Origin of the sequence: Flavobacterium helocola (assembly GCF_038289885.1) — a bacterium.
In the GTDB taxonomy this organism is placed as follows: domain Bacteria; phylum Bacteroidota; class Bacteroidia; order Flavobacteriales; family Flavobacteriaceae; genus Flavobacterium; species Flavobacterium cheniae.
On sequence record NZ_JBBYHT010000001.1, the window covers coordinates 374,349 to 401,073 of the forward strand.

The following is a 26,725-nucleotide window of genomic DNA, read 5'->3' on the forward strand; positions in this document are numbered from 1 at the left end:
TTATTTTGAATATATTTGTAGAAATACTTGAAATTACTTACATGAAATATTTTTGGCTTTTTTTGTGCATTATTATCACCAACAGTTTAGTAGCGCAAACCAAAATAAAAGGACAAATTATCGACTTTGATTCAAAAGTGCCTATTGCTTTTGCTACTATTACTTACAACAATACCAAATTTAATGCCGACTGGGAAGGAAAATTCTCTGTTAATGTGAATGATTTTAAAGTGCCAATAAAAGTCAATTTTAAAGGCTATTATGAAAAAATCACCTATCCAGAACCAAAGGTTGTCAATATTACAATTAAGTTGGTAAACGATTTAAACGAAAAAAAAGCTGAAATCTACACAGAAAACGACGTTAACAATATCATCAAAAAAGTAATTGAAAACCGAAAATCAAATGATCCTGAAAAAGGATTATCGAGTTTTCAATACAAAAACTACGAATACCTTCAAGTAACAGCAAACCCGGATAGTATTTCTTCAAAAATTGATACTATTTACAAAAAGAGGTTTTTAAGAAAACCTTTAATGAAATTAGATTCAACGAATTATAAATTCAAGAAGTTTTCTGAAAAACAACACTTGTATCAAACAGAGAAAGTCAATTTAATTCAGCACAATCAATTTCAAAACAAGGAAACGGTTTTGGCCACTCGAATGGCTGGTTTTGAACAACCAGTTTATGAATATTTAGGTTTAAAACTTATCTCCTATTCGGTTTATGAAAATCCGTTTGAAATTTTGGAAATTCCAGTACAAAATCCCATTTCAAATTTTGGACGAAAACTGTACAACTACAAATTAATAGATACTGTAAAAATTGACGGAAGAAGTGCTTACAGAATCTATTTTGAACCAAAGAAGATCAATACAAATCGATTGAGAGGATTACTCTACATTGACACTCAAAATTATGCTATTGCAAAAGCGTATTTTCGTATTTATGGAGTAGTAAATATCAATGCGACTTACACCTTTGATTACAGAAAAGATACCGACATTTGGTTTCCTAAAAATAGAAAATTTAAAGTTTCAAAAGGAAACAACCAAGACGATATTAAAATTTTAGGAGGTACTATAAAATTTAGTTCCGATTTAGATTTAACCGAAAGCAAAAATGCAACCGACCAAGCCTATATTTCAATAGAATCGACACCTTTTGACATTGAAATCAATAAACCAATTTCTATTTCAAAACCAAGAGTAAAAATTGAAGTGCCACAATCAAGCTTAAAACAAGAAAATGAGTATTGGAATGCGTTTAAAAAAGACACACTCGATAAGAGAAAACTCCGAACTTATACTTCAATCGATAGTTTATCACTTTCAGAACGAATTGAGCACAAAGTGTTTTTAGGAAGAAAAATTATTAATGGCTATTTTCCTGTTTCAATTTTTGACATAGACTTACGAAGTATTATAAAATATAACAATTTTGAAGGATTTAGATTAGGTGTTGGTGCGGTTACCAATTCAAAATTATCAGAAAAATACAAAGTTGCTTTTTATGGCGCCTACGGATTTAAAGATGACGAATTCAAGTATGGAATCACACCTTCCTATTTAGCGCATTCAAACTCTGAAACATGGGTAAGTGCATCTTATTCAGATGATATTAGTGAGATTGCACAAACCAATTTTATCACCGATTCTCGTAGATTTAAAATTTACGATCCTCGACCAATCAATATTTCCACTTTTTACAACAATAGAATGAGTTCGGTATTTGTTGAAAGTAAGTTTTTACCAAAAACATCTAGCTATTTTGGGGTTTCACACAATCAAATTCAACCCCTTTTTGATTATACTTTTGTAAATGATGGAAAATCATATACTGATTATACAATTAGTACAGTGCAGTTAGCATTCCAATGGAATCCATTCAGCAATTACATGCAAACACCAATGGGAAAAATTGAATACGAAAAACGTCATCCAAAATTTTCGCTTCAACTTACCCAAACATTACCAGGTGTGTTAGAAAATGATTTTGCTTTTTCAAAAATAGATTTCAAAACGTTTTATGAATTGCCATATTTATCTGGACAAAAAAGTTCGATTTTGCTACAAACAGGAATAGCGTTTGGCGATGTTCCAATAACACATTTGTACAGTATTGTTCCAAATAATTTAAATCGTGACGCTATTTTACAACGTGTTACCTTTGCAGGGAAAAACAGTTTTGAAACTATGTATTTTAACGAGTTTTTCTCTAATCAATATGCTTCTTTGCAATTGAAACATACTTTTAATAAAATTCGTTTAGGTTATAAAATTAATCCCGAATTTACAGTTGTTACACGAATGGCATTTGGTTCAAACAAAGACGACAATCAACATCTTGGTATCAGCTACAACACGATGGAAGATGGCTTTTTTGAAAGTGGTATAGAATGTAATAAAATCTACAAAGGAATTGGTTTAGTGGCATTTTACAGATATGGTCCATATCAATTAGCTAACTTCGATGACAACATTGCCATTAAAGTTTCTTACTATTTGGATTTAGGACTTTAAATTTAACTTAATTGTCACCTTCAAAACCAATAAATTAAGTAAGATTTACTACCTTTGCACCCTAATTTTTGAGAGATGTTAAAGTGGTTAAGCACCAGTTTTTGGGATTATATTGCCAGTAAAATTTTAAGAAACCGCGTTTTTCTTTTAATCCTTATTTTACTATTTACTATTTTTATGAGTTTTCAGTGGAAAAACATGCGTTTTACCTTCACTGAAGCTAACTTACTACCTGATGATCATGAGGTAAATATTCAGTACAATTCATTTTTAGAAAAATTCGGCGAAGAAGGAAACTTAGTAGTTCTAGGATTTAAAGACAAAAATTTCTTTACCGAAAAAAATTACAAAGCCTGGGAAAAATTTGTTTCAGAAATAAAAAAAGACAAAGCAACCGAGCTTACACTTTCTATTGAAGATTTACGTGTATTAGAAAAAGATACGATTGCTCAAAAATTCAAATTAGTCCCTTTTATAAACAACGATAGTATTTCAGATAGTTATTTAAAAACTAAAGAAAAAGAGTTCTATAACGACTTACCTTTTTACGAAGGAATGCTTTTTAATAAAGAAAGTGGCGCTGTTCGTTTTGCAATTTACATGGATAAAAAAATTGTAAACACACCCGCAAGAAAAGCTTTCATCGAAAAACATCTTAGCCAAGAGAAGATAAACGCCTTTGAAAAAGAAACTGGATTAGACCTCCGTGTTTCGGGAATGCCATACATTCGAACATTAAACGCTAACAGTATTATTAGCGAAATTGGATTGTTTGTGGGTGCAGCACTTGGAATTACATCTTTGTTGTTCTTCTTCTTCTTTAGAAGTTTCAGAGCGACTATGATTTCCATGTTTGTGGTGATTATTGGCGTAATGTGGTCGTTTGGAACACTAGGGCTTTTAAACTACGAAATCACGGTTTTAACGGCGATTATTCCCCCATTAATTATTGTAATTGGTATTCCTAACTGTATTTTTCTAATTAATAAATACCAACAAGAAATCAAGAATCATGGTAATAAAGCCAAGTCTTTACAACGTGTAATTTCAAAAGTAGGAAATGCTACTTTGATGACGAATTTAACTACTGCAGCTGGTTTTGGTACCTTTATTTTTACGGATAGTAAACTGTTAAGTGAGTTCGGTATTGTTGCTTCATTAAACATTGTTTTCTTGTTTATTTTATGCTTAATCATCATCCCAATTGTTTATAGCTATATGCCAATGCCAAAGGAAAAACACTTGGCGCATTTAGGCAAAAACTATATGGCAGCTTTTATAAATTGGATAGAAAACACCATTAGACATCATCGTGTTGCGGTTTTTTCAACTGCAATTGGAATATTGGTTTTAGGGATTATTGGAATTTATCAAATCACAGTTTCAGGAAGTATTATTGAAGACATGCCGAAAAAAGCACCATTCTTTAAAGATATTGTTTTCTACGAAAAAGAATTTGACGGCGTTATGCCTCTTGAAATTGTAATTAACACAAAAAGACCTAAAGGCGCCTTAAAATCAGTCACTTTAAAACGAATTGAAGAACTTCAGCAAACCATAGAAGAAATTCCAGAATTATCAAAACCAGTTTCGGTCGTGAATTTGGTTAAATATTCCAAACAAGCTTACTATAATGGAAATCCGGAATTTTACGAATTACCAACAAAACAAGAAGAAGCTTTTATTCTATCCTACATAAAAAATTCTACTCAAAAAGGAAATGAAAACATGCTGAAAAGCTATGTTGATAGTACAGGTCAATATGCTCGTATTACGACTTTCATGAGAGATATTGGTACCGATAAAATGCAAAAAATAGAAGAACGTTTACAAGATAAAATCAATCATATTTTTCCAAAAGAACGTTATGAAGTTTCACTAACTGGAAAAGCATATGTATTTGAAAAAGGAACCCATTATTTGATTGACAATTTAGTAGAATCGCTACTTTTTGCAATTGTTTTGATTTCATTGTTGATGGCTTATATGTTCCGTTCATTCAAAATGATTGTGGTTTCGTTATTACCCAACATTTTACCATTGGTAATGACAGCAGGATTAATGGGATATTTTGGAATTCCAATTAAACCATCCACCATTTTAGTATTTAGTATTGCTTTCGGAATTTCGGTTGACGATACCATTCACTTTTTGGCAAAATACCGTCAAGAATTAAAAGCCAATGATTGGAAAATAAAACGCTCTGTATATGCTACTTTAAAAGAAGCAGGAATTAGTATGTTTTACACTTCAGTAGTATTATTTTTTGGATTCTCGGTATTTACATTATCAAGTTTTGGAGGAACAGTTGCCTTAGGAGGATTGGTGGCAACAACTTTGCTTTTTGCAATGCTTTCAAACTTAATTTTATTACCAGCCTTGTTGCTTTCGTTAGATAAAACCATTGCCAACCAACAAGAATTCTTAGAACCAACATTAGATATTTTAGCTGAAGATATTGAAGAAGAAAATTCAAACGAGAAATAGTATATTTGCATTATAAATAATAAATCGAAATGAAACACTCAAAAGTTATAGACCTTTTAAACAGCACGAAAACATTACATGAAGTAACAGCTAAAGGTTGGGTTAGAACATTTAGAAACAATCAATTTATTGCGTTGAACGATGGTTCAACCATTCATAATATTCAGTGTGTGGTAGATTTTGAAAACACACCTGATGAAACTTTAAAAAGAATTACAACTGGAGCAGCTATTTCTGTTACAGGAGAATTGGTAGAAAGTAAAGGCGCTGGTCAAAAATTTGAAATTCAAGTTTCTAAATTAGAGATTTTAGGAGATAGCGATGCGGAGAAATTCCCAATGCAACCTAAAAAACACTCATTAGAATTCTTACGTGAAAATGCGCATTTACGTGTAAGAACAAATGCTTTTGGAGCAATTATGCGTGTACGTTCAACTTTAGCGTTTGCAGTACATCAATATTTTCAAGAAAAAGGATTTTTCTATGTAAATACTCCTATTATTACGGGTTCTGATGCTGAAGGTGCTGGAGAAATGTTCCAAGTAACTGCTTTACCAATTGATGGTTCTGCTCCAAGAAGCGAAGACGGAAGCATCAACTACAAAGAAGATTTCTTCGGAAAACAAACGAATTTAACCGTTTCTGGACAATTAGAAGGTGAAACTTTCGCAATGGCTTTAGGTCAAATTTATACTTTTGGACCAACATTCCGTGCAGAGAATTCAAACACGTCGCGTCATTTAGCAGAGTTTTGGATGATTGAACCAGAAGTTGCTTTCAATGATTTGGCTGACAACATGGATTTGGCTGAAGATTTCATCAAATACGTTATCAAATATACGGTTGACAAATGTGGTGATGATTTGAAATTCTTAGAAAGCAGATTATTAGAAGAAGAAAAGTCAAAACCGCAAGCGGACAGAAGCGAGATGTCACTTTTAGAAAAATTAAGTTTCGTATTAGACAACAACTTCAAACGTGTTTCTTATACAGAAGCTATTGACATTTTAAAAGATTCTACACCAAATAAAAAGAAAAAATTCCAATATATCATTAACGAATGGGGTGCTGATTTACAAAGTGAGCACGAACGTTTCTTAGTAGAAAAACACTTTAAATGTCCGGTAATTTTATTTGATTATCCAGCAAAAATTAAAGCGTTTTACATGCGTTTGAATGACAATACTGAGCCAGGAAAAGAAACCGTTAGAGCAATGGATATCTTATTCCCTGGAATTGGAGAAATCGTTGGAGGTTCGCAAAGAGAAGAGCGTTACGATGTATTAGTTGAAAAAATGAAAGCCTTAGGAATTGACGAAGAAGAACTTTGGTGGTATTTAGATACGAGAAGATTCGGTTCGGCTGTTCACTCAGGTTTCGGATTAGGTTTTGAAAGATTAGTGCTTTTTGTAACAGGAATGGGTAACATTAGAGACGTAATTCCTTTCCCAAGAACACCACAAAACGCAGAATTTTAGAATCTTGTTAAATTGTTTAACTGTTGATGTGTTAAATCGTAAATTTGATAAACAATTCAACAGTTAAACGATTAATCAGTTAAACAAATAAACATTAATGTTAAAACACAGTTTACAATTCAAATTATCTCAAAAATTATCGCCTCAACAAATACAGTTGATGAAGTTAATTCAATTGCCTACGCAAGCATTTGAACAACGTCTTCAGGAAGAATTGGTTGAGAATCCTGCTTTAGAAGAAACTAGCAAGGAAGATGATTACGAGATGGATGATTATGAAGTAAACACAAACGATGATGATTATGACGATTATGACAACGACCATATCGACGCACAAGACATCAACATTGATGAGTATTTAAGTAACGACGAAACGCCAGATTATAAATATCAAACGAATAATTACAGCGATGACGATGATGACAAATCACTTCCATTTGCTGCACCTGTTAGTTTTCATCAAGATTTAATCAATCAGTTAAATACGTTTATTTTAAGTGATGACGAACGCGATATTGCCGAATTTTTAGTCGGAAGTATTGACGATATGGGTTATATACGAAGAACTACACAAGATATTGTTGACGACATGGCTTTTACTCAAGGTATTTATACCGATGAAGCTACTGTAGAACGTATTTTGCATTTGGTTCAAGATTTAGAACCTGCTGGTGTAGGTGCGCGCGATTTGCAAGAATGCTTATTATTGCAATTAAAACATAAAACACCATCGGATTCTATCAATTTAGCCATTCAAGTTATTGAACAGCAATTTGATGCTTTTAGTAAGAAACATTACGATAAATTATTGCAAAAATTTGACGTTTCGCAACAACAATTAAGAAAAGCGATTGATGAAATCGAAAAACTAAATCCGAAACCAGGAGGAAGTTTTGACGGCAATCAGAAAATGGTAGAACACATTGTTCCCGATTTTACGATTCGAATTGTTGACGGCGAATTAGAACTTTTGTTAAACGGAAGAAATGCTCCAGAATTGCACGTTTCTAAAGATTATCAAGAAATGTTGCAGAGTTATAAAGATACTTCTGAAAAATCGAGTTCTCAAAAAGACGCGGTTCAGTTTATCAAACAAAAATTAGATTCGGCAAAATGGTTTATTGATGCGATTAAACAACGCCAGGAAACCTTATATGTTACGATGAATGCGATTATGTTTTATCAGCAAGAATACTTTTTAGAAGGAGAAGAAACAAAACTTCGTCCGATGATTCTAAAAGATATTGCTGATATGGTTGGTTTAGATATTTCAACTGTTTCGCGTGTAGCGAATAGTAAATATGTTGACACACCATACGGAACGAAATTAATCAAAGAATTCTTTAGTGAATCGATGACTAATGACCAAGGAGAAGAAGTTTCTACTATCGAAATTAAAAATATCTTACAACAAGTTATTTCGGAAGAAGACAAAAAGAAACCTTTACCAGATGATCAATTAGCCGAAATTTTAAAAGAAAGAGGTTATCCAATTGCCAGAAGAACCATCGCAAAATATCGCGAACAATTAGATATTCCAGTAGCGCGTTTGAGAAAAAAAATCTAACAGAGTAATTATGGATTTAAAAAAAATATTACCTGTTTTTTCGTATATTTTTCACCCCATATTTGTTTCCATTTATGGTACTTTATTTTTCTTTTTAATTACCAACTCTTTCTATTACAATTCGCAAATAATAGTCACTTTAGTACAGGTAACAATATTGACTTTGTTATTGCCATTATCGATGTATTTTTTATTTCGATCGTTAGGAGTTGTAAGTTCGTTTACCGAAGCCAGCATTAGCGAGAGAAAAATGCCTATTGCGGTTCAAGCTATTTTGCTGTTTGTTTTAATAAAATTCAGCGTTTCACAAGATTCGGTTGCCGAATTGTATTTCTTTTTCCTTGGCGGATTTTTAAGCAGTGTAATCGTTTTAACCAGCGTAATTTTAAAATTCAAGGCAAGTTTACACATGATAGGAATTAGTGCTTTAACGTGCTTTATTTTTGGCTTAAGCATGTATTACCAACTGCCTTTTGTTAACCTTATTGCTTTTTGTATTGTTTGTATGGGTTTGGTTGCTTCTTCGCGTTTATACATGAAAGCTCACACCTACACAGAACTTATTGCCGGAATTATTATTGGTGCTGGACCACAGCTGTTTTTGTATCAGTATTGGTTGTAAAATCAACACTTAACAAAAACAAACTTCTTATCATCTAAAGTAATATAAATAGTAAAACTTTCTATATTGAAGAAAGAATATACCTCTTCATCTGAATAATGATTGATTAAACTAAAATATGGAGAAAGTGCTTTTAATTCATATTCATTATTTTTAACATTTGTTATTTCAAACACCTTAGTTTTAAAGGATTTATTTTCATCAATAACAACTTCAACAAGTCCATACTTTTCTTTATTATCTTCAAAAACAATATCATTGCTTGAAATTTTAAAGGTAATCAAGTCAGGTCCAGGGTTTTCATTCTCTCTTTGAAATTTCATATCCAAAATACAATTTTCAACAGATTTACTATTGTTTAAGTAAGCTATTGTAAAACCACTTGTTATGATAAATAAAAAACTAATTATGTAATTATAGATACTATTTCTTTTTATGAAATTTGAGAATGATTCCTTACGACCAAAATATAACCATCTAAAAAAAGCTCCTGGAAATTCAAAGAGAACTTCAATTAAAAAGCCAAAAATTAATTCGATTATAATCATTATAACTACAAAATATAAAACATCAAACCAATTTTCAAAGTTGTCATGTTATTTTCAGCAGCTGTTTTATCCTTATCAAAATAAGGATTTAAACCATAATGAATATAAGCATTCCAAGTGTTGAATCCGAAAGTTAAATACGTTGCGTACTGAAATTTATTTAAAATATCGTTTATGTTTTCGCTTCCTGTTAAACCACCTTCATATTTAAATTTACCATTAATTAAATAACTTGCCATAAAACCAGCATGAATTCTCCAAAATTTGTGGCTATCAGGAGTTGCATTTCGCCAACGAATTTCTAAGGGTAAATCAACATAATGCAAAATAATTCTACTTTTCACCAATTCAAAATCAGAATTTTCTGTAACAGCAGATAAATCGATATTTTGTTTTAAATCGTTATACGAATAACCAACACCCGGAGCAATAGACCAATGTCTGTTTTCAGAAATTGGAAAATCTCTTAAAAACCCTGCAGACAAACCAGTAGAAAAAGAATACTGATTGAAATTATCGGGTGCTTTTTGAACAAAATTATACGCTATGGAAACATAGAACTGATCTTCTCTAAAAAGAGAATCTACAACAGGTTTTGTTTCAGATTGTGAAAAACCAATTGTTATGTGAAACAGAAAAAAAAGGGATACAAATAATCGCATTATATTTTTTTATAAAAATAATAAAAAAAGGCACGCAATTGCGTACCTTTTAATTTATAACATAAAAATACTATTCAACAGGATTTCCTTGTGCTGTTGTATAATTTACTTTTAATTGTTCTATTTTACGTAATTCTAGTTTAATAGCACCTACTAATCCCATTTTGACATTTTTGTCAATTTTCAATGAGGCAGTAAGGTATTTTTCGTCTTCAGAGTTACGTTGTGCTCTTTCCGTAATAATGAAATTTCTGATTTCTGATGGCGAAGCCATTTTATCAGCTAATTGAATACGATCTGAACCTCCAAGAGTAGTGCGATATCTTTCACTTGGTTTACCAGCGTAAATATACATTACATATTCTTTCTTATGCAATTTAGCAGTTTGATTTGCTTTAGGTAATGTATTTTCAATTTTTAAATCAGTGTCTTTCATGGTAGTAGCAGTCATGAAGAAGAACAAAAGCATAAATACAATATCTGGTAAAGATGCTGTTGAAATTGCAGGAGTACCCTCCGTATTTTTCTTTTTAAATTTAGACATACTTTCTTAATATTATATAATTATTTTTTTGGCTCTGCTTCAGAAAGTCTCATCGGAAATAATTCCTGAATCTTTTTTACTTTCGGCTCTAAATCCTCTACTAAACCTTCGGTTGCTTTAGAAGCTGGATCATTATAAATGTATTCCATTTCTGTAAAAGTCATACCGTAACGCTTCTTACATTCTCTATCTCTTAAAAAGTTATATGCTGCTACTAGTTCATTTTGAACCGCAATATAAGTTTCATAAGTAGTTTGCCCATCATTATTTAATGAAATTACCGCATCATCAGGACCGTCTGATGAATTTGGATCTTTTTTTCCATTACAATATGTACAAGTACCTTTTCCATTATTTTCAAGAAAATCAATAGCAGTTTGTCTTAAATCTTTAAGATCAACTAGTTTCTCTTCAACAAGTAACTGATTGTCTTTATTAACTAAAACTGTTAAAATATTTCTTTCATTAATAGGCGGAACAGGTGGGTTCTCTTCATAACGAGGTAAGAGTCTATTAATTCCCTGATCTACTCCAATTGTTGTAGTAACTAAGAAGAAAATTAAAAGTAAGAATGCAATATCTGCCATAGAACCAGCATTCACTTCTGGCGGTGCACCTCTTTTTTTACCCATGATCTATTATCTTTTAATTTTTGAAAATCCAGTCCAACCTAATACACCTACTGAAATAATAGCAAGAATGTAAAAAGTGTTCAAACTAGTACTGATTAACTTAGAAGAAAATGAAGAAATAACTCCACCATCTTTCAATTTAACTTCAGTGCTATCTGCAAGAATAAAGGCTACTAAAACAATAGCAGCAAACAATCCTAGAGAAATAAGCGCTCTTTTTAACTGATCTTTATGCGTAATTAAATTTTTAAATACGAAGTAAATAACAGAAAAGAAAGCAATCGCCATTGCTAAATAGGATACATATATAAAGTAATCTACAATGTAAGAATTATTATCCATTGAAATCTCCATACCTAAAGTAGATACGAATAAAATAGAGGCAATAATACCAATTATAATTACTACAATTTTTGAAATTTTGTATACGTTCATAACAATAATTTGTTAATGTATTATTTGTTTAATTTCTCTTTGAAGTAATCTGACAACATATCAACTAAGCTGATAGAAGCATCTTCCATATCATTAACGATAGAGTCAATTTTAGCTGTAATATAGTTGTAGAAAACTTGAAGAATCATCGCAACGATAAGTCCAAATACCGTTGTTAATAACGCTACTTTAATACCTCCAGCTACTAATGATGGCTCCATAGATCCTGCAGACTCAATTTGGTCAAACGCAACAATCATACCAATTACCGTTCCTAAGAACCCTAACATCGGTGCAAGAGCAATAAATAAAGAAACCCAAGAAACGTTTTTCTCTAATTGTCCCATTTGAACACCACCGTAAGCAACGATAGATTTTTCAGCAGACTCTAATCCGTGAGATGAACGCTCTAAACCTTGATAGAAAATAGATGCAACTGGACCAGCTGTGTTTTTAGCTACTTCTTTAGCTGCTTCGATACCACCTGAATTTAATGCAGATTCTACGTCAGAAACGAATTTTTTAGTGTTAATAGTAGAAAGATTTAAGTAAATAATTCTTTCAATAGCAATTGCTAAACCTAAAATTAAACACAATAATACTGGAGACATCCAAATTGGATCTCCTTCAATGAAACGCTTTTTCATTGATTGAGTAAAAGTAGCTTCTTCAGCTACAGCCTCTTCAGTTGTTGCTGCTGCTTCATCAGTTGTTGCTGCTGCTGCAGTTGTGTCAGCTACTTGTTCTGTAGCAGGAGCTGCTGCTTGAGTTGAATCTTGAGCTTGAACATTTCCAAAAGTCATAAGCCCCGTGATTGCTAAAATAGAAAATAATCTTTTCATCGCTTTTGTTCTTAAATTTAATTAGTTAATTGGGTTTAAAGATATAAAAATATTTATAAAATTTTAAAAATTAATATCATTCTGCAGAGAGGAAGGGATTCGAACCCTCGATACCCTTGTGGAGTATACACACTTTCCAGGCGTGCGCCTTCGACCACTCGGCCACCTCTCTATTGAAACGACACCAAATTTTAAGGGTGCTAAATAACGCAAAAAATCTCATGTATAAAAATTTTAAACGTTATTTTTATAACATTTCTCCTCGTATTCCTGTTTCAAATATAGTCTTGAAAACATTATTTGACACTTTTTGACCTAAGAGGTACATCAATTTAGTGATTGCAGCCTCAGTAGTAATGTCTTTGCCTGAAATTACTCCTATATTTTTTAATTGTGTACTGGTTTCGTAATTCCCCATAGAAACACTACCTCCACTACATTGTGTAACGTTAATTACATGTATATTATTATGAATAGCGCGCGCTAATGTTTGCACAAACCATTCTTCTGTTGGCGCATTTCCTGAACCATACGTTTCTAAAACTATACCTTTTAAATTAGGAATGGCAAAAAAAGCATTTAAGACATTTTGATTGATGCCTGGAAAAATCTTTAAAATTGCCACATTATCATCAAAATCAGTATGTACTTTTAGCTTTTTAGTTGCTTTTTGTTTTAGAATGATATCCTTATTTACTTTTAAATGCACACCAGATTCTGCTAATTCAGGAAAATTTGGCGAAGTAAAAGCATTAAAATGTTCGGCACTGATTTTAGTGGTACGATTTCCCCGGTATAATTTATATTCAAAATACAAACACACTTCTTGAATAGCTGGCTTTTTATTTTCTTGAAGCGAAGCTACTTGAATTGCTGTGATTAAATTCTCTTTAGCATCGGTTCTTAAATCACCTATTGGCAATTGCGAACCTGTAAAAATTACTGGCTTGGATAAATCCTCCAACATAAAACTCAATGCTGAAGCACTATACGACATTGTATCCGAACCATGTAAGACTACAAACCCATCAAATTTTGAATAATTTTCCTCAATAATTTTGGCCATTTTTTGCCAATTGGAAATATTCATATTCGATGAATCGATAGGCACATCAAACGAAATGGTTTCAATTTGACAATCTAACAAATGTAATTCGGGAATTCGGCTTAACAACTCATTAAAATCAAAAGCCTTCAAAGCTCCTGTTTCAAAATCTTTTACCATTCCGATGGTACCACCGGTGTAAATTAAAAGTATTTTCGGTTTATGAGATGTCATCAGTATATTTCAGTTTATTCACAACCGGATTTGCATACATCGCCAAGAAACCTTCTCTCATGGTTTCATTATCGGCATCAATTCGCATTTCCAATCTTCGTTCAAACAATTGACGTTCTTTTTCGTTGTACAAATGCTCAAATCGAGTTGTTTTATATAAAATATCGTAAGCGATAAAATTTGTTGGCCATAATTTATATGATTGAAGAATAGAATCATCTATCACTTGAGCCAAGGCTTGAATTTGTTTGTTATTATTATCGTTTTCAGCAATAATTTTTTCGTACTCATTTTCTAAAACATCAGCCACATGAATATGAATGCGTTTCTTTTGACCAATAATTCCACTTAAAAGCGTGATAAAATCTTCGTTTTTCTCTTTAATATATACTTCGTCTTTTGAAAGCGCTATTAATTGCGGCATTTTCAAAGCGTCTGTTGGGTCGTATTCATACGAAATAGAAACAGGAACAATTTTTAACTTCTTAAAATAGTCCATTACTCTTACTTCATCATTTGCCGTAGCCACCATTTTCAAAACCCCTTGATGAGTTGCATCATTACCGTCTTTGGTTCTTCCTTCTCGTTGAGCAATCCAAACAGAACGATTTTCTTTAGACAATAAATGATACATATATTCCGCCATCAACTTAGAACTTTGTAATAATTCTCTTGGCGACAAACCTCTTTGAACTAAGAAGTTTCTATTAAGTTTTGATAATTTTAAAAGGAAATCTTTCTGTACCAAATTATCTCCTATAGCCGAAGCCGTCATCACCAATCCATGATCTATTAAAGAAACATTCAACAATGAAGTGTCTAAAATAATATCGCGATGGTTGGAAATAAATAAATACGAAGTATTAGGTTCTAATTTCTCAAAACCCGAAGTGGTAAGTCCTTCCGAACTTCTCTCCAAAACTCTTTGAATTGATTGGTACACAAAATTAACCTGGAAATCGCGAATAGAATGTGTTCTACTCAATTGTGATTTCCATTCCTCGTCCTCCATTTCTGGAAAAGTAAAATCCATCATAGCCTTCATCATAGGATGATGTAACAAAGATTTTAAAGCTTCGTTAACTTCTGAATCATAATACGGGCGAATAGAATCGAATTTTGACATAATTTTTTTGAAATCAATTCACAAAAGAACAAAAATTTTATGAATTGAGGTTTGATTTTAGGTTAAATTCCGAAAATTTGTTTTGAATTTTCAGTAGTAATTTTTGCAATTTCTTCCACTGATAGCTGATAAATTTCAGCTAACTTTTGTGCAACCAATAAAGTATAACTGCTTTCGTTTCGTTTTCCACGATATGGAACTGGCGCTAAATAAGGCGAATCGGTTTCTAAAACAATGTGTTTCAAATCGATTTCATTCAAAAATTGGTCTATTTTTCCGTTTTTGAAAGTGGCTACTCCTCCAATTCCTAATTTCATTCCTAACGAAATCGCTCTTTGGGCTTGACCCAAATCACCCGTAAAACAATGAAAAATTCCAAATAAATCATCCGATTTTTCGCTTTCCAAAACCTCAAAAACTTCATCAAATGCATCACGACAATGAATATTGATTCCCAATTTGTACTTTTTTGCCAATTGAATTTGGTGTTTGAAAGCATGTTGTTGTTCTTTCAAAAAAGTTTTGTCCCAAAATAAATCAATTCCGATTTCACCTATTGCATAAAATTTTCTAGAAGCCAACTCTCTTTCAACATGCGCCAATTCTTCTAGGTAATCATCCTTCACATATGTTGGATGCAAACCCATCATTAAAAACACGTTTTCAGGATATTGCTTTTCTAATTCGTACATTTTAGCTGTATTATTAGAATCGATTGAAGGAACAAAAAAACGAGAAACGCCTGCATTGATGGCTCTTTGCATCATTTCGTTGCGGTCTTGATCGAATTCTTCTGAATATAAATGCGAATGGGTATCGGTAAGTATCATTTGTTGATTGGGTTACAAAGTGCAAAGTTACAAAGTTTGATTCAGAAATTTGATTTACTTTTGAAGTATGGAAGATTTACAAGACTTTTTAAAAGGAAAAAAATATAAAAAGATAAAGTTTACGGTGCTAAAAACCCAACATTTATTAATCAAAGGAAAAATAAATGGCATTAAAGGCAACTTTATTTTAGACACTGGAGCGAGTAATAGTTGTGTAGGATTTGAAAGTATTGAACAGTTCAAATTAGATGCCCAATTTTCAGAAACCAAAGCTGCGGGTGCTGGTGCCACAGGAATTGAAACGCAATTAGCAAGGAATAATGAAATTCAATTGGGAAGATGGAAAAATAATAAATTTCACCTAATTGTTTTTGATATGAGTCATGTGAATGATGCACTTCGTCATTACAAAACCAAACCAGTTGATGGTATTATTGGTGCCGATATTTTACTAAAAGGAAAAGCAATTATTGATTATAGCAATCATTGTTTGTATTTGAAATAACTAGCTCGAATGGTTTTTTTTCAGTGTTCGGTAAGCTAAAATCGTACTAATCAACATTAAAATTCCTCCTAAAACAAAGGGTGCTCCTGGGAATAAAAAAGGCGCTTCATTGTGAGTAAAATAATAAAAAACAGATGCCATCATAGGTGGACCTACGATTGAAGAAGCACTCATTAAACTTGTTAACGTTCCTTGAATTTCACCTTGTTCTGATGGAGGTACTTGTTCAGAAACCACTGCTTGCAATGCTGGACCGGCAATTCCTCCTAAACAATAAGGAATTAAGAAAACAAACATCATCCAACTTTCTGTTGCAAATGCAAACAAAAACATCCCGATAGTATATAACGCTAAACCGAAATAAATACTTTTTACATTTCCGATTTTTGGGTTTATCCAACGAATTAAGCCTCCTTGAACGATTCCAACTAACAATCCGATGATTCCAAGAGAAATACCAACCATTTTTTCATCCCAATTAAATTGGTACATGGTAAAATAATTCCAGTTGCTTTGCACGGCATGCGAACCTACATAGAGAATGAAAATCGCTAATACTAATCCAATTAAATTAGGGTATTTTTTCAAATGTAAAAGAGCTCCAATTGGGTTAGCTCTTTTCAATTCAAATGGTCTTCTTTTATCTTTATCTAAAGATTCTGGCAAAATAAAATAACCGTATAAAAAATTAAGCATGCACAAAATAGCTGCGGCAATAAAAGGAACTCTTGTTCCAAATTGCCCTAACAATCCACCTATAACCGGACCAATAATAAATCCTAATCCAAAAGCTGCACCCATTAAACCAAAGTTTTTAGCTCGATTTTCATTTGTACTAACATCGGCTATATAAGCAGATGCGGTGGTAAAACTTGCTCCTGTAATCCCAGATAGAATTCTACCAATGAACAACCAAATAATAGTTGGTGCATAAGCCAATAATAAAAAATCTAACGAAAAACCGAATAAAGAAATTAACAAAACTGGTCTTCTGCCATATTTATCACTTAAATTTCCAATGACTGGAGCAAAAATAAACTGAGTAATAGCATATGCAAAAGTTAGCCAACCTCCATATTTTGCTGCTTCACTAATATCTCCATTGATAAGCTCTTTAATTAGATTTGGAATTACAGGAATAATAATTCCCCAACCAATAACATCTAATAAAACGGTAATAAAGATAAAACCAACTGCTGCTTGCTTCTTGGATTTTTTCATAGCTAAATTTTGAATTACAAAGAAAAGAAAAATCCCAAACTCTATTTGAATTTGGGATTTTATTATTGGGATTTATATTTCTATAATTCTAATGCTTTTTTCACATTTCCACCCATTAATAATTCTGCTGGGTTTTCTAATGCTTCTTTAACAGCTACTAAGAATCCAACCGACTCACGTCCGTCGATGATTCTGTGGTCGTATGATAAAGCAACGTACATAACTGGAGCAATTACGATTTGACCGTTTTTAACGATAGCTCTTTCTACCACATTGTGCATTCCTAAAATACCTGATTGTGGAGGATTGATGATTGGCGTAGATAACATACTTCCAAAAACACCACCATTAGAAATTGTAAATGTTCCACCTGTCATTTCATCAACTGTGATTTGTCCGTCACGAGCTCTGATAGCTAATCTTTTGATTTCAGCTTCAACACCTCTGAACGATAATGTTTCTGCATTTCTCATAACTGGAACCATTAATCCTTTTGGACCAGAAACCGCTACAGAAATATCACAGAAGTCATAAGAAATTTTCTCTTGACCATCAATCATTGAATTTACATCTGGATACAATTGTAAAGCACGAGTTACTGCTTTTGTAAAGAATGACATGAAGCCTAATCCTAAACCATGCTTAGCTTTGAACTCTTCTTTATATTGATCACGTAAAGCGTAAATAGCCGTCATATCTACTTCATTAAAAGTAGTTAACATTGCTGTTTCGTTTTTAGCTGATACTAAACGTTCAGCTACTTTTCTACGTAACATAGAAAGTTTTGTTCTTTCTGAACCACGGTTTCCACCTGTTGGTGTTCCCATTGATGGTACTGCATTTACAGCATCATCTTTAGTAATTCTTCCACCTTTACCTGTTCCAACGATGTCAGAAGGCTCGATGTTTTTCTCGTCTAATATTTTTCTAGCTGCTGGAGATGGCGCTTGAGTTGCATATGTTTTTTCTGCTACTGGAGCCGCTTTTGGAGCCTCAGCTTTTGGAGCTTCAACCGTTTTTGCTTCTTCTTTAGCTGGAGCCGCACCACCTTCTGGTTTTGCTGCACCTGTATCGATTAAACAAACTACAGCACCAACTGCTACTGCATCACCTTCTTCTGCTTTTAATGTAATGATTCCACTTGCTTCAGCTGGCAATTCTAATGTTGCTTTGTCTGAATCAACCTCAGCAATCGCTTGGTCTTTTTCTACATAATCACCATCTTTTACTAACCATGTAGCAATTTCTACTTCTTTAATTGATTCCCCTGGAGAAGGGACTTTCATTTCTAAAATCATATCTTTTTATTTAAAAAGTTTACCCTTCGACAAGCTCAGGGTGATAATTGAGTTGTTTTTTATTGAAATAATGTTTTATCAAATACCATTGCGATAGCATTTTTCTGACGTTTTTTAGAACGTTCATAACTACCTGCTGCTGGTGCACTATATGCTTTTGGCGAAGCTAATCTTAATTTTACTAAATCGAAATTCATTAACATATACGAATAAGCTCCCATGTTTTTAGGTTCTTCTTGTGCCCAAACATAATCGTCAACATTTGGATAACTGTCGATAATCGCTTTGATTTGGTCAACTGCTAATGGGAACAATTGTTCTAAACGAACAACCGCCACATCGTTTCTACCTAATTCTTCTCTTTGTGCAATGATGTCAAAATATACTTTTCCTGTACAGAAAACCAATGTTTTAATCGCTTTCTTATCAGCAACATTTGGATCATCTAATACTTCTTGGAATTGTCCGTTTGCTAATTCATCCATTGAAGATACTACATCTGGGTGACGTAATAAACTTTTTGGAGAAAACACTACTAATGGCTTACGGAATTCTGTTTTTAACTGTCTTCTCATTAAATGGAAGAAGTTAGCTGGCGAAGTTACATCGGCAATATACATGTTGTGTTTTGCACACATTTGTAAATAACGTTCCATACGTGCTGATGAATGTTCTGCTCCTTGGTTTTCATAACCGTGAGGCAATAACATTACCAATCCGTTTTGATTGTTCCATTTATCTTCACCTGCAGAAATGTATTGGTCAATCATAATTTGAGCTCCGTTAGAGAAATCTCCAAACTGTGCTTCCCAAATTACTAAAGATTTTGGCGATGCTAACGCATATCCATATTCAAAACCTAAAACACCATATTCAGAAAGGTGCGAATTGTAGATATAAAAGTTTCCTTTTTTATCTTTTATTTTGTCTAAAAGAATTACTTCTTCTTCTGAATCTTCTACTTTAACTACAGCATGACGGTGTGAGAATGTTCCTCTTTCAACGTCTTGCCCAGAAATACGCACGTCAAAACCTTCTGACATTAGAGAACCATAAGCTAATAATTCACCCATTGCCCAATCTAATTTATTGGTCTCCACCATATTCTTTCTATCGCCAATTAACTTCGTAATCTTACTGATGAATTTTTTATCAGCAGGAAGTTCGGTAATGGTTTTAGCAATTTCAGCTAATTGTTTTTTATCAAACTTAGTGTCAAATTTTTGAAGCATTACATCATCAGATACTTGTTTGTAACCTTCCCACTCATTTTCCATGAACGGTGTAATTACAGTTAAGTCTTTTTTACGAGAGGCTTCTAAATTCTCATCTAATTTTGCTTTGTACGCTTCTTCTAATTCTTTTACAAAACCAGCCGAAATAACACTTTCTTGCATTAATTTTTCGGCATAAAGATCTCTAGGATTTTTATGCTTTGAAATGGCTTTATATAAAATTGGTTGTGTAAAACGAGGTTCATCACCTTCGTTATGACCATATTTTCTGTATCCTAATAAATCGATGAAAACGTCAGTTCCAAATTCCATACGGTAATCTAAAGCAAATAACATCGCATGAACAACCGCTTCTGCATCATCTGCATTTACGTGTAAAACTGGCGATAATGTTACTTTAGCAATATCCGTACAATACGTTGACGAACGTGCATCTAAATAATTCGTTGTAAATCCAACTTGGTTATTGATTACTAAGTGAATCGTTCCACCAGTTTTATAACCATCTAATTTAGCCATTTGAATGATTTCATAAACAATACCTTGACCTGCAACCGCGGCATCACCGTGAACTGCAATAGGTAATACTTTTGAAAAATCATTTGGATAATTTCTATCTTGTTTTGCTCTTGTAATTCCTTCAATAACGGCACCTACAGTTTCTAAGTGCGAAGGATTTGGAGCTAAATTTAAGTTAATTTTTTTACCTGAATCAGTTACTCTATCAGAAGTTAAACCTAAGTGATATTTAACGTCACCATCAAAGTTAGCGTCTTCATCGTAGTCTTTTCCGTCGAATTCAGAGAAGATATTTTGAGTGTTTTTTCCAAAAATGTTTGCCAACACATTCAAACGACCTCTATGTGCCATTCCCATTACGAATTGCTCTACGCCTTTATCAGCAGCAGCTTCCACTAAAGCGTCTAAAGCAGGAATAACCGCTTCACAACCTTCTAATGAGAAACGCTTTTGACCTACATATTTGGTATGTAAGAAGTTTTCGAAAGAAACTGCTTCGTTTAATTTTTTAAGAATGTGTTTTTTCTTGTCAGCAGAAAAGTTTGGTAAATTATCGTTGATGTCTAAACGATTTTTTATCCATTCTAATTTGTGTGGTTCACGAATGTACATGTACTCCACTCCGATAGATTGGCAATACACATTTTCTAAATGTTTAACGATATCCGCCAAAGTACAAGGCTTCATGTTAACCATTTTAGCAGCATCAAAAACCGTATTCAAATCGGCTTGAGATAAACCAAAATTTTCAAGTGCCAATGAAGGTCCGTGAAGTCTTCTATCTCTTACAGGATTTGTTTTTGTGAATAAGTGTCCACGTGTTCTATATCCTTCAATTAATTTCAGAACATTGAACTCTTTTTGCATTTTTTCAGAAATTTCACCTGAATCACCAGAAGCTACTTGAACTACTTGTGCGGCAAATTCTTCAGAACCATAACCTGCTTGCGCAAAGTCAAATCCTTGAAAAAAACTTCTCCAGCTTGGCTCTACGCTATCTGGATTTTGTAAATATTGTTCGTATAAATCTGCAAAAAATGCAGTATGTGCAGCGTTTAAAAAGGAAAACCTATCCATAGTGTGTTGTCGGTAAGACCTATTAATTAAAAATTTTACGCAAAAGTAAAACATTTTATGATAATCTTTCAAGGATTTTTATACTTTTATAACATTAATTTTTTCAAAATTGATTTATGAAAAAGAATTCCGTAATGAAATTAACACTTTTACTAAGTATTGTGTTTTTATTTGGATTTAATTCTGAAATTTCTGCACAAGAAAACACCGAAATGAAAACAAAAAGTGATTTTTGGAACCATGTACAATTTGGTGGAGGATTAGGCTTAGGAGTTGGTAATGGTTATGCTGATATTATGGTAGCACCAAGTGCCATTTACAACTTTAATCAATACGTTTCAGCGGGTTTAGGCGTGCAATACAACTATGTAAAACAACGCGATTTATACAAAGCGAATATGTATGGAGGAAGCGTAGTTGCTTTATTTAATCCAATCGAAGAATTACAAATTTCAACCGAATTAGAACAACTGAGAGTAAACAGAACTTTTAATGATTCTTTTGGAAGCGATTCTCAAGATTTTTGGAATACCGCTTTGTTTGTTGGAGCAGGATATCGAAATGATAATATTACTATTGGAATTCGATACAATGTTTTGCATAAAGACAGAGACAATATTTATGCAGAAGCGTTTATGCCTTTTGTAAGGATATTTTTTTAATACTTATTACGAAACCAAACCTTTTGCCATTCACGCTTTAACACTAAAAAAGCAACTTGTTCAGATAATTCTACTAAATCAGAACCATCTAATTTTTTGATTTGCTCTTCTGGAACATCAATTATGTAGAGTAAATTCAGATATTCAGCAAATTTGTATTGAATGAGTTTGTAAATTTTTTCTTGAACCAAATTCTTAAACTCAAACGGAAAAATACTTGATGGTACATCTAAAGATTCATTAGCTAAGGCAAAATCTTTGTTTACTTGCTCAATCAATTTAAAGTACAAATGTTCTTCTTCGGCTTGCGAAATTAAGGCATCAATATTTGCTGGTGGATTATACATATTCAAGTTCAAAAGTCAAGTTCAAAAGTCAAGTTCAAAAGTCAAGTTCAAAAGTCAAGTTCAATTACAAAAATCAATATCAATTACAAGTTTTAAAATTGAATTTTGAACTTGATATTGTCATTGCTCTTGATTACACGTTTCTTCCCATTAAATTCTCACCAAAAGCTTTTAAAACGGCTTTCTTTTCAGCTTCGATATCCATTTTTTCTAGGGTTTCAAATGCTTTGAAAGTATAGTCTTGAATCGCTTTTTTAGTAGCTTCGCTTGCTCCTGAAGCATTAAAAATAGCTTTTACTGATTCTATTTTATCTGTGTTTTCTGAAGGTTGAATGGAAAACAAATGCAATAATTGTTGTTTTTCTTCTGCTTTTGAAAACTCAATAGCTTTTAGGTATAAATAGGTTTTTTTATTTTCAATAATGTCTCCACCAACTTGTTTTCCAAAAGTTTCTGGATTTCCAAAAGCATCTAAATAATCATCTTGTAATTGAAATGCGATACCTAAATTCAGTCCGAAATCATAAATCAAATCGGCGTTTTCATCAGAAGTTTCGGCTACAATTGCTCCCATTTTCATGGCAGCACCAACTAAAACAGCGGTTTTATATTCAATCATTTTTAGATATTCGGGAATTGTAACATTATCACGAGTTTCGAAATCTACATCATATTGTTGTCCTTCGCAAACTTCTAAAGCAGTTTTACTAAATAATTTGGCTAATTTTTGGAAAGTTGTTGGCTCATAATTTTCAAAAAATTGATACGCTAAAATCAACATCGCATCACCCGATAAAATTCCTGTATTCAAATCCCATTTTTCATGAACTGTTTGATTGCCTCTTCTTAATGGCGCATCATCCATAATATCATCGTGAATTAATGAAAAGTTATGAAACACCTCAACCGCAGTAGCTGCCGGAATCGCTTTTTCACAATCCACATTAAAAACTTCGCTTGCCATTAAAGTCAAAACGGGACGCATTCTTTTTCCGCCAAGCGATAAAATATACTCGATAGGTTCGTATAAGTTTTTAGGCTCTTTGTTGGCAACAATTTGCGAAAAATGATGGGTCATTTTTTCTTGATAGTACGATATAGAATGCATTATTTGAATTTTTTGCTAAAATACTCCAATATTCTGAAACGACACGAATATATCAAATGTTAAATTTATGTAAAAACAATGGAAACTATTTTGGTGTTAAAAGTTTCCGTTATACATTTGTACCCGAAAATAAAATCCAAAAAAGCGATTTTAGAGAAATGATGAAAGATAAAATTATAAATAAGGCTAAAGAAATGTTTTTGAGACTGGGTTTCAAAAGTATTACTATGGATGATATTGCTTGCGAAATGTGTATTTCAAAAAAAACGATTTACAAATATTTTAGCAATAAAGATGCGCTGATTGAAGAAAGCGTTGAATTGGTTCACAAAGAAGTTCATGAAACGATTGAGAAAATTGTATCTAAAAACTTTAATGCAATTGAAGAAAATTTTGAAATCAAAAGAATGTTTAGAGAAATGTTTAAAGCGGCAGAATCTTCTCCAATTTATCAATTAAAAAAACACTACCCAGAAATTTATGACAAAGTATTAACCCAACAAGTAAGCATTTGTGAAGATTGTTTTAGACAAAACATCATAAAAGGAATTAATGAAGGTTTATACCGAGAAAATTTAGACGTTGATAATTATGTAAAATTCTATTACACATTAATTTTTAACATAAACGAAAATACGATGTTAGAAAAAGATGCTCATGAATTAGAAGTAAAAGCTTTGGAATATCACATTAGAGCCATGGCAACATTAGCTGGAATTATTGAATTAGAAAAACACCTTAAAAATCCAATTATATAAAAAATGAAGAAATCGATCCTCATAACCTTATTAACTTTTACACTGTCAGTAAGTGCGCAAGAAGTAGCACCACTAACATTAAAAGATGCTATAACTTTTGCGCTTGAAAACAAAGCAGAAGCTAAGAAAGCAAAATTAGACGTAGAAAATAGCGAATATAAAATTCAAGAAGTTCGTTCGAGAGCTTTACCGCAAATTTCTGCCAATGGAAGCATGACATACAATCCTATTCTTCAATTAAATGCTTTACCTGGCGATTTTTTTGGAGCACCAGGAACTACAATTTTAGCTCCACTTGGACAAGAATGGAACTCAATTGCTGGCGTTTCTTTAAATCAAGCTTTGTTTGACCAATCGGTTTTTACAGGTTTAAAAGCAGCTAAATCTACAAGAGAATTTTACCAAATAAACGCGCAATTAACCGAAGAACAAGTAATCGAACGTGTTGCAAATGCGTATTATCAAGTATATGTTCAGCAACAAAAACTAATTGTGGTTGATAATAACTTGAAAAACACAAACAAAGTAAAAGACATCATCAAAGGACAATTTGATAATGGTTTAGCTAAAAAAATTGATTACGACAGAATTACCGTTCGTGTGAACAATATCAATTCATTACGCCAACAAATTTTAAATGCGATTTCACTACAAGAAAATGCCTTAAAATTTTATATGGGAATGCCAATGGAAAACAAAATCATCATTCCTAATACTGCTTTTGAAGTTACACCACAAGATTTATCCGCAACAGCTGACGTTACTGGAAGAACTGAATATTTGTTACTAAAAAAGCAAGAACAATTATTAACGTACCAAAAGAAGGCAGCTCAAGCAGCCTATTACCCAACACTTTCATTAAGCGGAAGTTATAACTATATCGGTCAAGGTCCGGAAATGCCATTATTTGCAAAACCTGCCGATGGTGTTTATTGGTCAGACTTTGCTTCTATAGGATTAAGTTTGAGAGTTCCATTATTTACAGGATTTGGAACAAGAGCAAAAGTAAGACAAGCAAACAACGCATTAAGTTCTTTAAAAGTGGATCTTGACGACACAAAATTAGCTTTGGATTTAGCATTTGATAATGCAAAAAAACAACTCGAAAACAGTTTGATAACCATCAAAAATCAAAAAGAAAACGCACAACTTGCTCAAGAAGTTTTTAATAATACCAATAACAATTACACGCAAGGCTTAGCTGCATTAACCGATTTATTAGATGCTGAAAACGCAATGGTTGAAGCGCAAAACAATTATACTAATGCTATTTTAGAATACAAATTAGCTGAAATTCAATTTATAAAATCAAAAGGCGAACTTAAAACACTAACCAATAAATAATTAAAATGAAAAAGACAATTATAACCATAGTAATCATTTTAGCCTCATTAGGTGTAATCGGATTTATATTAACTAAAAACAAAGCAGAAAACGAAGCTAAAACAGCAATCGTAGCCGAAAAAAACGCATCAGTTTCCGTAAAAGTGGATACTGTAAAAACTGAAGAAGTTTCATTAGATTTCGTATCAAACGGAAACTTTGAACCAATTCAAGAATTAAAATTTTCTGCAGAAAAATCTGGAAAAGTAACTCAAGTTTTAGTAAAAGAAGGTGATTATGTAAAAGCAGGACAAACACTTGCTATTGTAAGAAGCGATGTTATTAACGTAAATGCACAAAACGCTAATGCGGTATATCAAAACGCTGTTGCAGATTACACAAGATTTGAAAATGCTTTTAAAACAGGTGGTGTAACGAAACAACAATTAGACCAAGCAAGATTAGCAATGGTAAATGCAAAAGCAAACTTAACCCAAGCTAACATCAACGTAGGTGATACCAGAATTAAAGCGCCAATTAATGGTTTTATCAATAAAAAATTCATTGAACCAGGATCTATTTTATCTGGAATGCCACCAACAGAATTATTCGAAATTGTAAACGTATCTAAATTAAAATTAAAAGTTACGGTTAACGAAAGTCAAGTGGCGAGCTTAAAAGTAGGAAGCGTAATTAAAGTAGGTTCAAACGTGTATCCTGACAAAGAATTTACTGGAAAAATTACTTTCATCGCTCCAAAAGCAGATGCAAGTTTAAACTTTCCTGTTGAAATTGAAATCACAAACAATACTTCAAACGACTTAAAAGCAGGTATGTATGGAACAGCAAAATTTGCTTCGAACCAACAAAATCAAACGTTGAAAATTGTACCAAGAAATGCATTTGTTGGAAGTGTTAGCAGTAACGAAATTTTTGTAATTGAAAACGGAACTGCAAAACTTAAAAAAGTAACAGCAGGTAGAATTTTAGGAGATAAAGTAGAAATCTTAGACGGATTATCTAACGGAGAAATTGTTATTGTAACAGGACAAATCAACTTACAAGACGGAAACGCTGTTGAAGTTATTAAATAAT

24 protein-coding genes and 1 tRNA gene are annotated in these 26,725 nt (G+C 32.5%); 10 read left to right on the forward strand and 15 right to left on the reverse strand.

The genetic code is table 11. The features are described from left to right. The first annotated feature begins 41 nt into the window (after positions 1-41). The 5 genes from AAEO58_RS01780 (at position 42) to AAEO58_RS01800 (ending at position 8,679) form a co-directional block, all read left to right on the forward strand. Positions 42-2,525 (forward strand): DUF5686 family protein, encoded by a 2,484-nt coding sequence (locus tag AAEO58_RS01780; RefSeq protein ID WP_341681421.1) that lies wholly within the window; start codon positions 42-44, stop codon positions 2,523-2,525. Positions 2,526-2,600: 75 nt separating this feature from the next. Then, the gene (locus AAEO58_RS01785) at positions 2,601-5,012 is read left to right on the forward strand and encodes an efflux RND transporter permease subunit (protein ID WP_341681423.1); all 2,412 of its coding nucleotides are present in this window, start codon (positions 2,601-2,603) and stop codon (positions 5,010-5,012) included. 29 nt (positions 5,013-5,041) lie between these two features. Next, on the forward strand, positions 5,042-6,490 hold the full coding sequence (gene asnS, locus AAEO58_RS01790) for an asparagine--tRNA ligase (protein WP_341681425.1): 1,449 nt from the start codon (positions 5,042-5,044) through the stop codon (positions 6,488-6,490). Between the two features lie 97 nt (positions 6,491-6,587). After that, positions 6,588-8,057: an RNA polymerase factor sigma-54 gene (rpoN, locus tag AAEO58_RS01795; protein WP_341681427.1), complete on the forward strand. Its 1,470-nt coding sequence runs from the start codon at positions 6,588-6,590 to the stop codon at positions 8,055-8,057. Between the two features lie 181 nt (positions 8,058-8,238). Beyond that, positions 8,239-8,679, forward strand: a complete 441-nt coding sequence (locus tag AAEO58_RS01800; RefSeq protein WP_341681429.1) for a hypothetical protein — start codon at positions 8,239-8,241, stop codon at positions 8,677-8,679. Between the two features lie 2 nt (positions 8,680-8,681). Here the strand turns inward: AAEO58_RS01800 and AAEO58_RS01805 are convergent, their stop codons facing one another. The 10 genes from AAEO58_RS01805 to AAEO58_RS01850 all read right to left on the reverse strand — a co-directional run bounded on the left by AAEO58_RS01805 (position 8,682) and on the right by AAEO58_RS01850 (position 15,577). Next, a complete protein-coding gene (locus tag AAEO58_RS01805) occupies positions 8,682-9,227 on the reverse strand; it encodes a hypothetical protein (protein ID WP_341681430.1) in 546 nt (181 codons plus the stop codon). Between the two features lie 5 nt (positions 9,228-9,232). Continuing rightward, entirely contained in the window at positions 9,233-9,889 is a 657-nt protein-coding gene (locus AAEO58_RS01810; RefSeq protein ID WP_341681431.1) for a porin family protein, read from the reverse strand. 70 nt (positions 9,890-9,959) lie between these two features. Continuing rightward, positions 9,960-10,433 carry an ExbD/TolR family protein gene (locus tag AAEO58_RS01815; RefSeq protein WP_133608667.1) on the reverse strand — a complete coding sequence of 158 codons (474 nt, stop codon included), beginning with the start codon at positions 10,431-10,433 and terminating at the stop codon, positions 9,960-9,962. Positions 10,434-10,453: 20 nt separating this feature from the next. Next, positions 10,454-11,065 (reverse strand): ExbD/TolR family protein, encoded by a 612-nt coding sequence (locus AAEO58_RS01820; protein ID WP_341681434.1) that lies wholly within the window; start codon positions 11,063-11,065, stop codon positions 10,454-10,456. Positions 11,066-11,071: 6 nt separating this feature from the next. After that, positions 11,072-11,500, reverse strand: a complete 429-nt coding sequence (locus tag AAEO58_RS01825) for a hypothetical protein (RefSeq protein ID WP_341681436.1) — start codon at positions 11,498-11,500, stop codon at positions 11,072-11,074. 20 nt (positions 11,501-11,520) lie between these two features. Further along, positions 11,521-12,342, reverse strand: coding sequence for a MotA/TolQ/ExbB proton channel family protein (locus AAEO58_RS01830; protein ID WP_341681437.1), 822 nt, complete (start codon positions 12,340-12,342; stop codon positions 11,521-11,523). Between the two features lie 84 nt (positions 12,343-12,426). Continuing rightward, positions 12,427-12,514, reverse strand: a tRNA-Ser gene (locus AAEO58_RS01835). Positions 12,515-12,589: 75 nt separating this feature from the next. Then, positions 12,590-13,621, reverse strand: coding sequence for an asparaginase (locus tag AAEO58_RS01840; RefSeq protein ID WP_341681438.1), 1,032 nt, complete (start codon positions 13,619-13,621; stop codon positions 12,590-12,592). Continuing rightward, entirely contained in the window at positions 13,608-14,747 is a 1,140-nt protein-coding gene (locus AAEO58_RS01845) for a 1-acyl-sn-glycerol-3-phosphate acyltransferase (protein WP_341681439.1), read from the reverse strand. The genes AAEO58_RS01840 and AAEO58_RS01845 overlap by 14 nt, the downstream gene beginning before the upstream one ends. A 62-nt stretch (positions 14,748-14,809) precedes the next feature. Then, positions 14,810-15,577, reverse strand: a complete 768-nt coding sequence (locus AAEO58_RS01850; protein WP_341681441.1) for a TatD family hydrolase — start codon at positions 15,575-15,577, stop codon at positions 14,810-14,812. 67 nt (positions 15,578-15,644) lie between these two features. On the opposite strand from AAEO58_RS01850, the gene AAEO58_RS01855 reads away from it, so the two are divergent. Next, entirely contained in the window at positions 15,645-16,082 is a 438-nt protein-coding gene (locus AAEO58_RS01855; protein ID WP_341681443.1) for a retropepsin-like aspartic protease, read from the forward strand. On the opposite strand, the gene AAEO58_RS01860 is transcribed toward AAEO58_RS01855, so the two are convergent. The 3 genes from AAEO58_RS01860 to AAEO58_RS01870 all read right to left on the reverse strand — a co-directional run bounded on the left by AAEO58_RS01860 (position 16,083) and on the right by AAEO58_RS01870 (position 21,432). Then, complete coding sequence (locus AAEO58_RS01860) at positions 16,083-17,303, reverse strand: TCR/Tet family MFS transporter (protein WP_341681445.1); 1,221 nt, start codon at positions 17,301-17,303, stop codon at positions 16,083-16,085. It lies immediately after the preceding gene. Between the two features lie 80 nt (positions 17,304-17,383). Beyond that, positions 17,384-18,601 carry a 2-oxoglutarate dehydrogenase complex dihydrolipoyllysine-residue succinyltransferase gene (gene odhB, locus AAEO58_RS01865; protein WP_133608685.1) on the reverse strand — a complete coding sequence of 406 codons (1,218 nt, stop codon included), beginning with the start codon at positions 18,599-18,601 and terminating at the stop codon, positions 17,384-17,386. Positions 18,602-18,660: 59 nt separating this feature from the next. Beyond that, positions 18,661-21,432: a 2-oxoglutarate dehydrogenase E1 component gene (locus AAEO58_RS01870; protein ID WP_341681448.1), complete on the reverse strand. Its 2,772-nt coding sequence runs from the start codon at positions 21,430-21,432 to the stop codon at positions 18,661-18,663. Positions 21,433-21,548: 116 nt separating this feature from the next. On the opposite strand from AAEO58_RS01870, the gene AAEO58_RS01875 reads away from it, so the two are divergent. Further along, entirely contained in the window at positions 21,549-22,094 is a 546-nt protein-coding gene (locus AAEO58_RS01875; RefSeq protein ID WP_341681450.1) for a hypothetical protein, read from the forward strand. On the opposite strand, the gene AAEO58_RS01880 is transcribed toward AAEO58_RS01875, so the two are convergent. Both AAEO58_RS01880 and AAEO58_RS01885 read right to left on the reverse strand, forming a co-directional pair. Beyond that, entirely contained in the window at positions 22,091-22,441 is a 351-nt protein-coding gene (locus tag AAEO58_RS01880) for a hypothetical protein (RefSeq protein WP_026724495.1), read from the reverse strand. The two genes, AAEO58_RS01875 and AAEO58_RS01880, sit on opposite strands and share 4 nt — an antisense overlap. Positions 22,442-22,574: 133 nt before the next feature. Continuing rightward, the gene (locus tag AAEO58_RS01885; protein ID WP_341681451.1) at positions 22,575-23,549 is read right to left on the reverse strand and encodes a polyprenyl synthetase family protein; all 975 of its coding nucleotides are present in this window, start codon (positions 23,547-23,549) and stop codon (positions 22,575-22,577) included. 161 nt (positions 23,550-23,710) lie between these two features. On the opposite strand from AAEO58_RS01885, the gene AAEO58_RS01890 reads away from it, so the two are divergent. Genes AAEO58_RS01890 through AAEO58_RS01900 form a run of 3 tightly spaced genes read left to right on the forward strand, consistent with a single transcriptional unit; the run spans position 23,711 to position 26,724 of the window. Then, on the forward strand, positions 23,711-24,307 hold the full coding sequence (locus AAEO58_RS01890) for a TetR/AcrR family transcriptional regulator (RefSeq protein WP_341682351.1): 597 nt from the start codon (positions 23,711-23,713) through the stop codon (positions 24,305-24,307). Positions 24,308-24,310: 3 nt separating this feature from the next. Continuing rightward, positions 24,311-25,651: a TolC family protein gene (locus AAEO58_RS01895; RefSeq protein WP_341681453.1), complete on the forward strand. Its 1,341-nt coding sequence runs from the start codon at positions 24,311-24,313 to the stop codon at positions 25,649-25,651. 5 nt (positions 25,652-25,656) lie between these two features. Then, positions 25,657-26,724 (forward strand): efflux RND transporter periplasmic adaptor subunit, encoded by a 1,068-nt coding sequence (locus AAEO58_RS01900; protein ID WP_341681455.1) that lies wholly within the window; start codon positions 25,657-25,659, stop codon positions 26,722-26,724. Position 26,725 lies beyond the last annotated feature (1 nt).

Coding starts and splice junctions, on each gene's coding strand:
- AAEO58_RS01780 (WP_341681421.1), top strand. CDS start 42: ATGAAATATTTTTGGCTTTTTTTGTGCATTATTATCACCAACAGTTTA.
- AAEO58_RS01785 (WP_341681423.1), top strand. CDS start 2,601: ATGTTAAAGTGGTTAAGCACCAGTTTTTGGGATTATATTGCCAGTAAA.
- asnS (WP_341681425.1), top strand. CDS start 5,042: ATGAAACACTCAAAAGTTATAGACCTTTTAAACAGCACGAAAACATTA.
- rpoN (WP_341681427.1), top strand. CDS start 6,588: ATGTTAAAACACAGTTTACAATTCAAATTATCTCAAAAATTATCGCCT.
- AAEO58_RS01800 (WP_341681429.1), top strand. CDS start 8,239: ATGTATTTTTTATTTCGATCGTTAGGAGTTGTAAGTTCGTTTACCGAA.
- AAEO58_RS01805 (WP_341681430.1), bottom strand. CDS start 9,227: ATGATTATAATCGAATTAATTTTTGGCTTTTTAATTGAAGTTCTCTTT.
- AAEO58_RS01810 (WP_341681431.1), bottom strand. CDS start 9,889: ATGCGATTATTTGTATCCCTTTTTTTTCTGTTTCACATAACAATTGGT.
- AAEO58_RS01815 (WP_133608667.1), bottom strand. CDS start 10,433: ATGTCTAAATTTAAAAAGAAAAATACGGAGGGTACTCCTGCAATTTCA.
- AAEO58_RS01820 (WP_341681434.1), bottom strand. CDS start 11,065: ATGGGTAAAAAAAGAGGTGCACCGCCAGAAGTGAATGCTGGTTCTATG.
- AAEO58_RS01825 (WP_341681436.1), bottom strand. CDS start 11,500: ATGAACGTATACAAAATTTCAAAAATTGTAGTAATTATAATTGGTATT.
- AAEO58_RS01830 (WP_341681437.1), bottom strand. CDS start 12,342: ATGAAAAGATTATTTTCTATTTTAGCAATCACGGGGCTTATGACTTTT.
- AAEO58_RS01840 (WP_341681438.1), bottom strand. CDS start 13,621: ATGACATCTCATAAACCGAAAATACTTTTAATTTACACCGGTGGTACC.
- AAEO58_RS01845 (WP_341681439.1), bottom strand. CDS start 14,747: ATGTCAAAATTCGATTCTATTCGCCCGTATTATGATTCAGAAGTTAAC.
- AAEO58_RS01850 (WP_341681441.1), bottom strand. CDS start 15,577: ATGATACTTACCGATACCCATTCGCATTTATATTCAGAAGAATTCGAT.
- AAEO58_RS01855 (WP_341681443.1), top strand. CDS start 15,645: ATGGAAGATTTACAAGACTTTTTAAAAGGAAAAAAATATAAAAAGATA.
- AAEO58_RS01860 (WP_341681445.1), bottom strand. CDS start 17,303: ATGAAAAAATCCAAGAAGCAAGCAGCAGTTGGTTTTATCTTTATTACC.
- odhB (WP_133608685.1), bottom strand. CDS start 18,601: ATGATTTTAGAAATGAAAGTCCCTTCTCCAGGGGAATCAATTAAAGAA.
- AAEO58_RS01870 (WP_341681448.1), bottom strand. CDS start 21,432: ATGGATAGGTTTTCCTTTTTAAACGCTGCACATACTGCATTTTTTGCA.
- AAEO58_RS01875 (WP_341681450.1), top strand. CDS start 21,549: ATGAAAAAGAATTCCGTAATGAAATTAACACTTTTACTAAGTATTGTG.
- AAEO58_RS01880 (WP_026724495.1), bottom strand. CDS start 22,441: ATGTATAATCCACCAGCAAATATTGATGCCTTAATTTCGCAAGCCGAA.
- AAEO58_RS01885 (WP_341681451.1), bottom strand. CDS start 23,549: ATGCATTCTATATCGTACTATCAAGAAAAAATGACCCATCATTTTTCG.
- AAEO58_RS01890 (WP_341682351.1), top strand. CDS start 23,711: ATGAAAGATAAAATTATAAATAAGGCTAAAGAAATGTTTTTGAGACTG.
- AAEO58_RS01895 (WP_341681453.1), top strand. CDS start 24,311: ATGAAGAAATCGATCCTCATAACCTTATTAACTTTTACACTGTCAGTA.
- AAEO58_RS01900 (WP_341681455.1), top strand. CDS start 25,657: ATGAAAAAGACAATTATAACCATAGTAATCATTTTAGCCTCATTAGGT.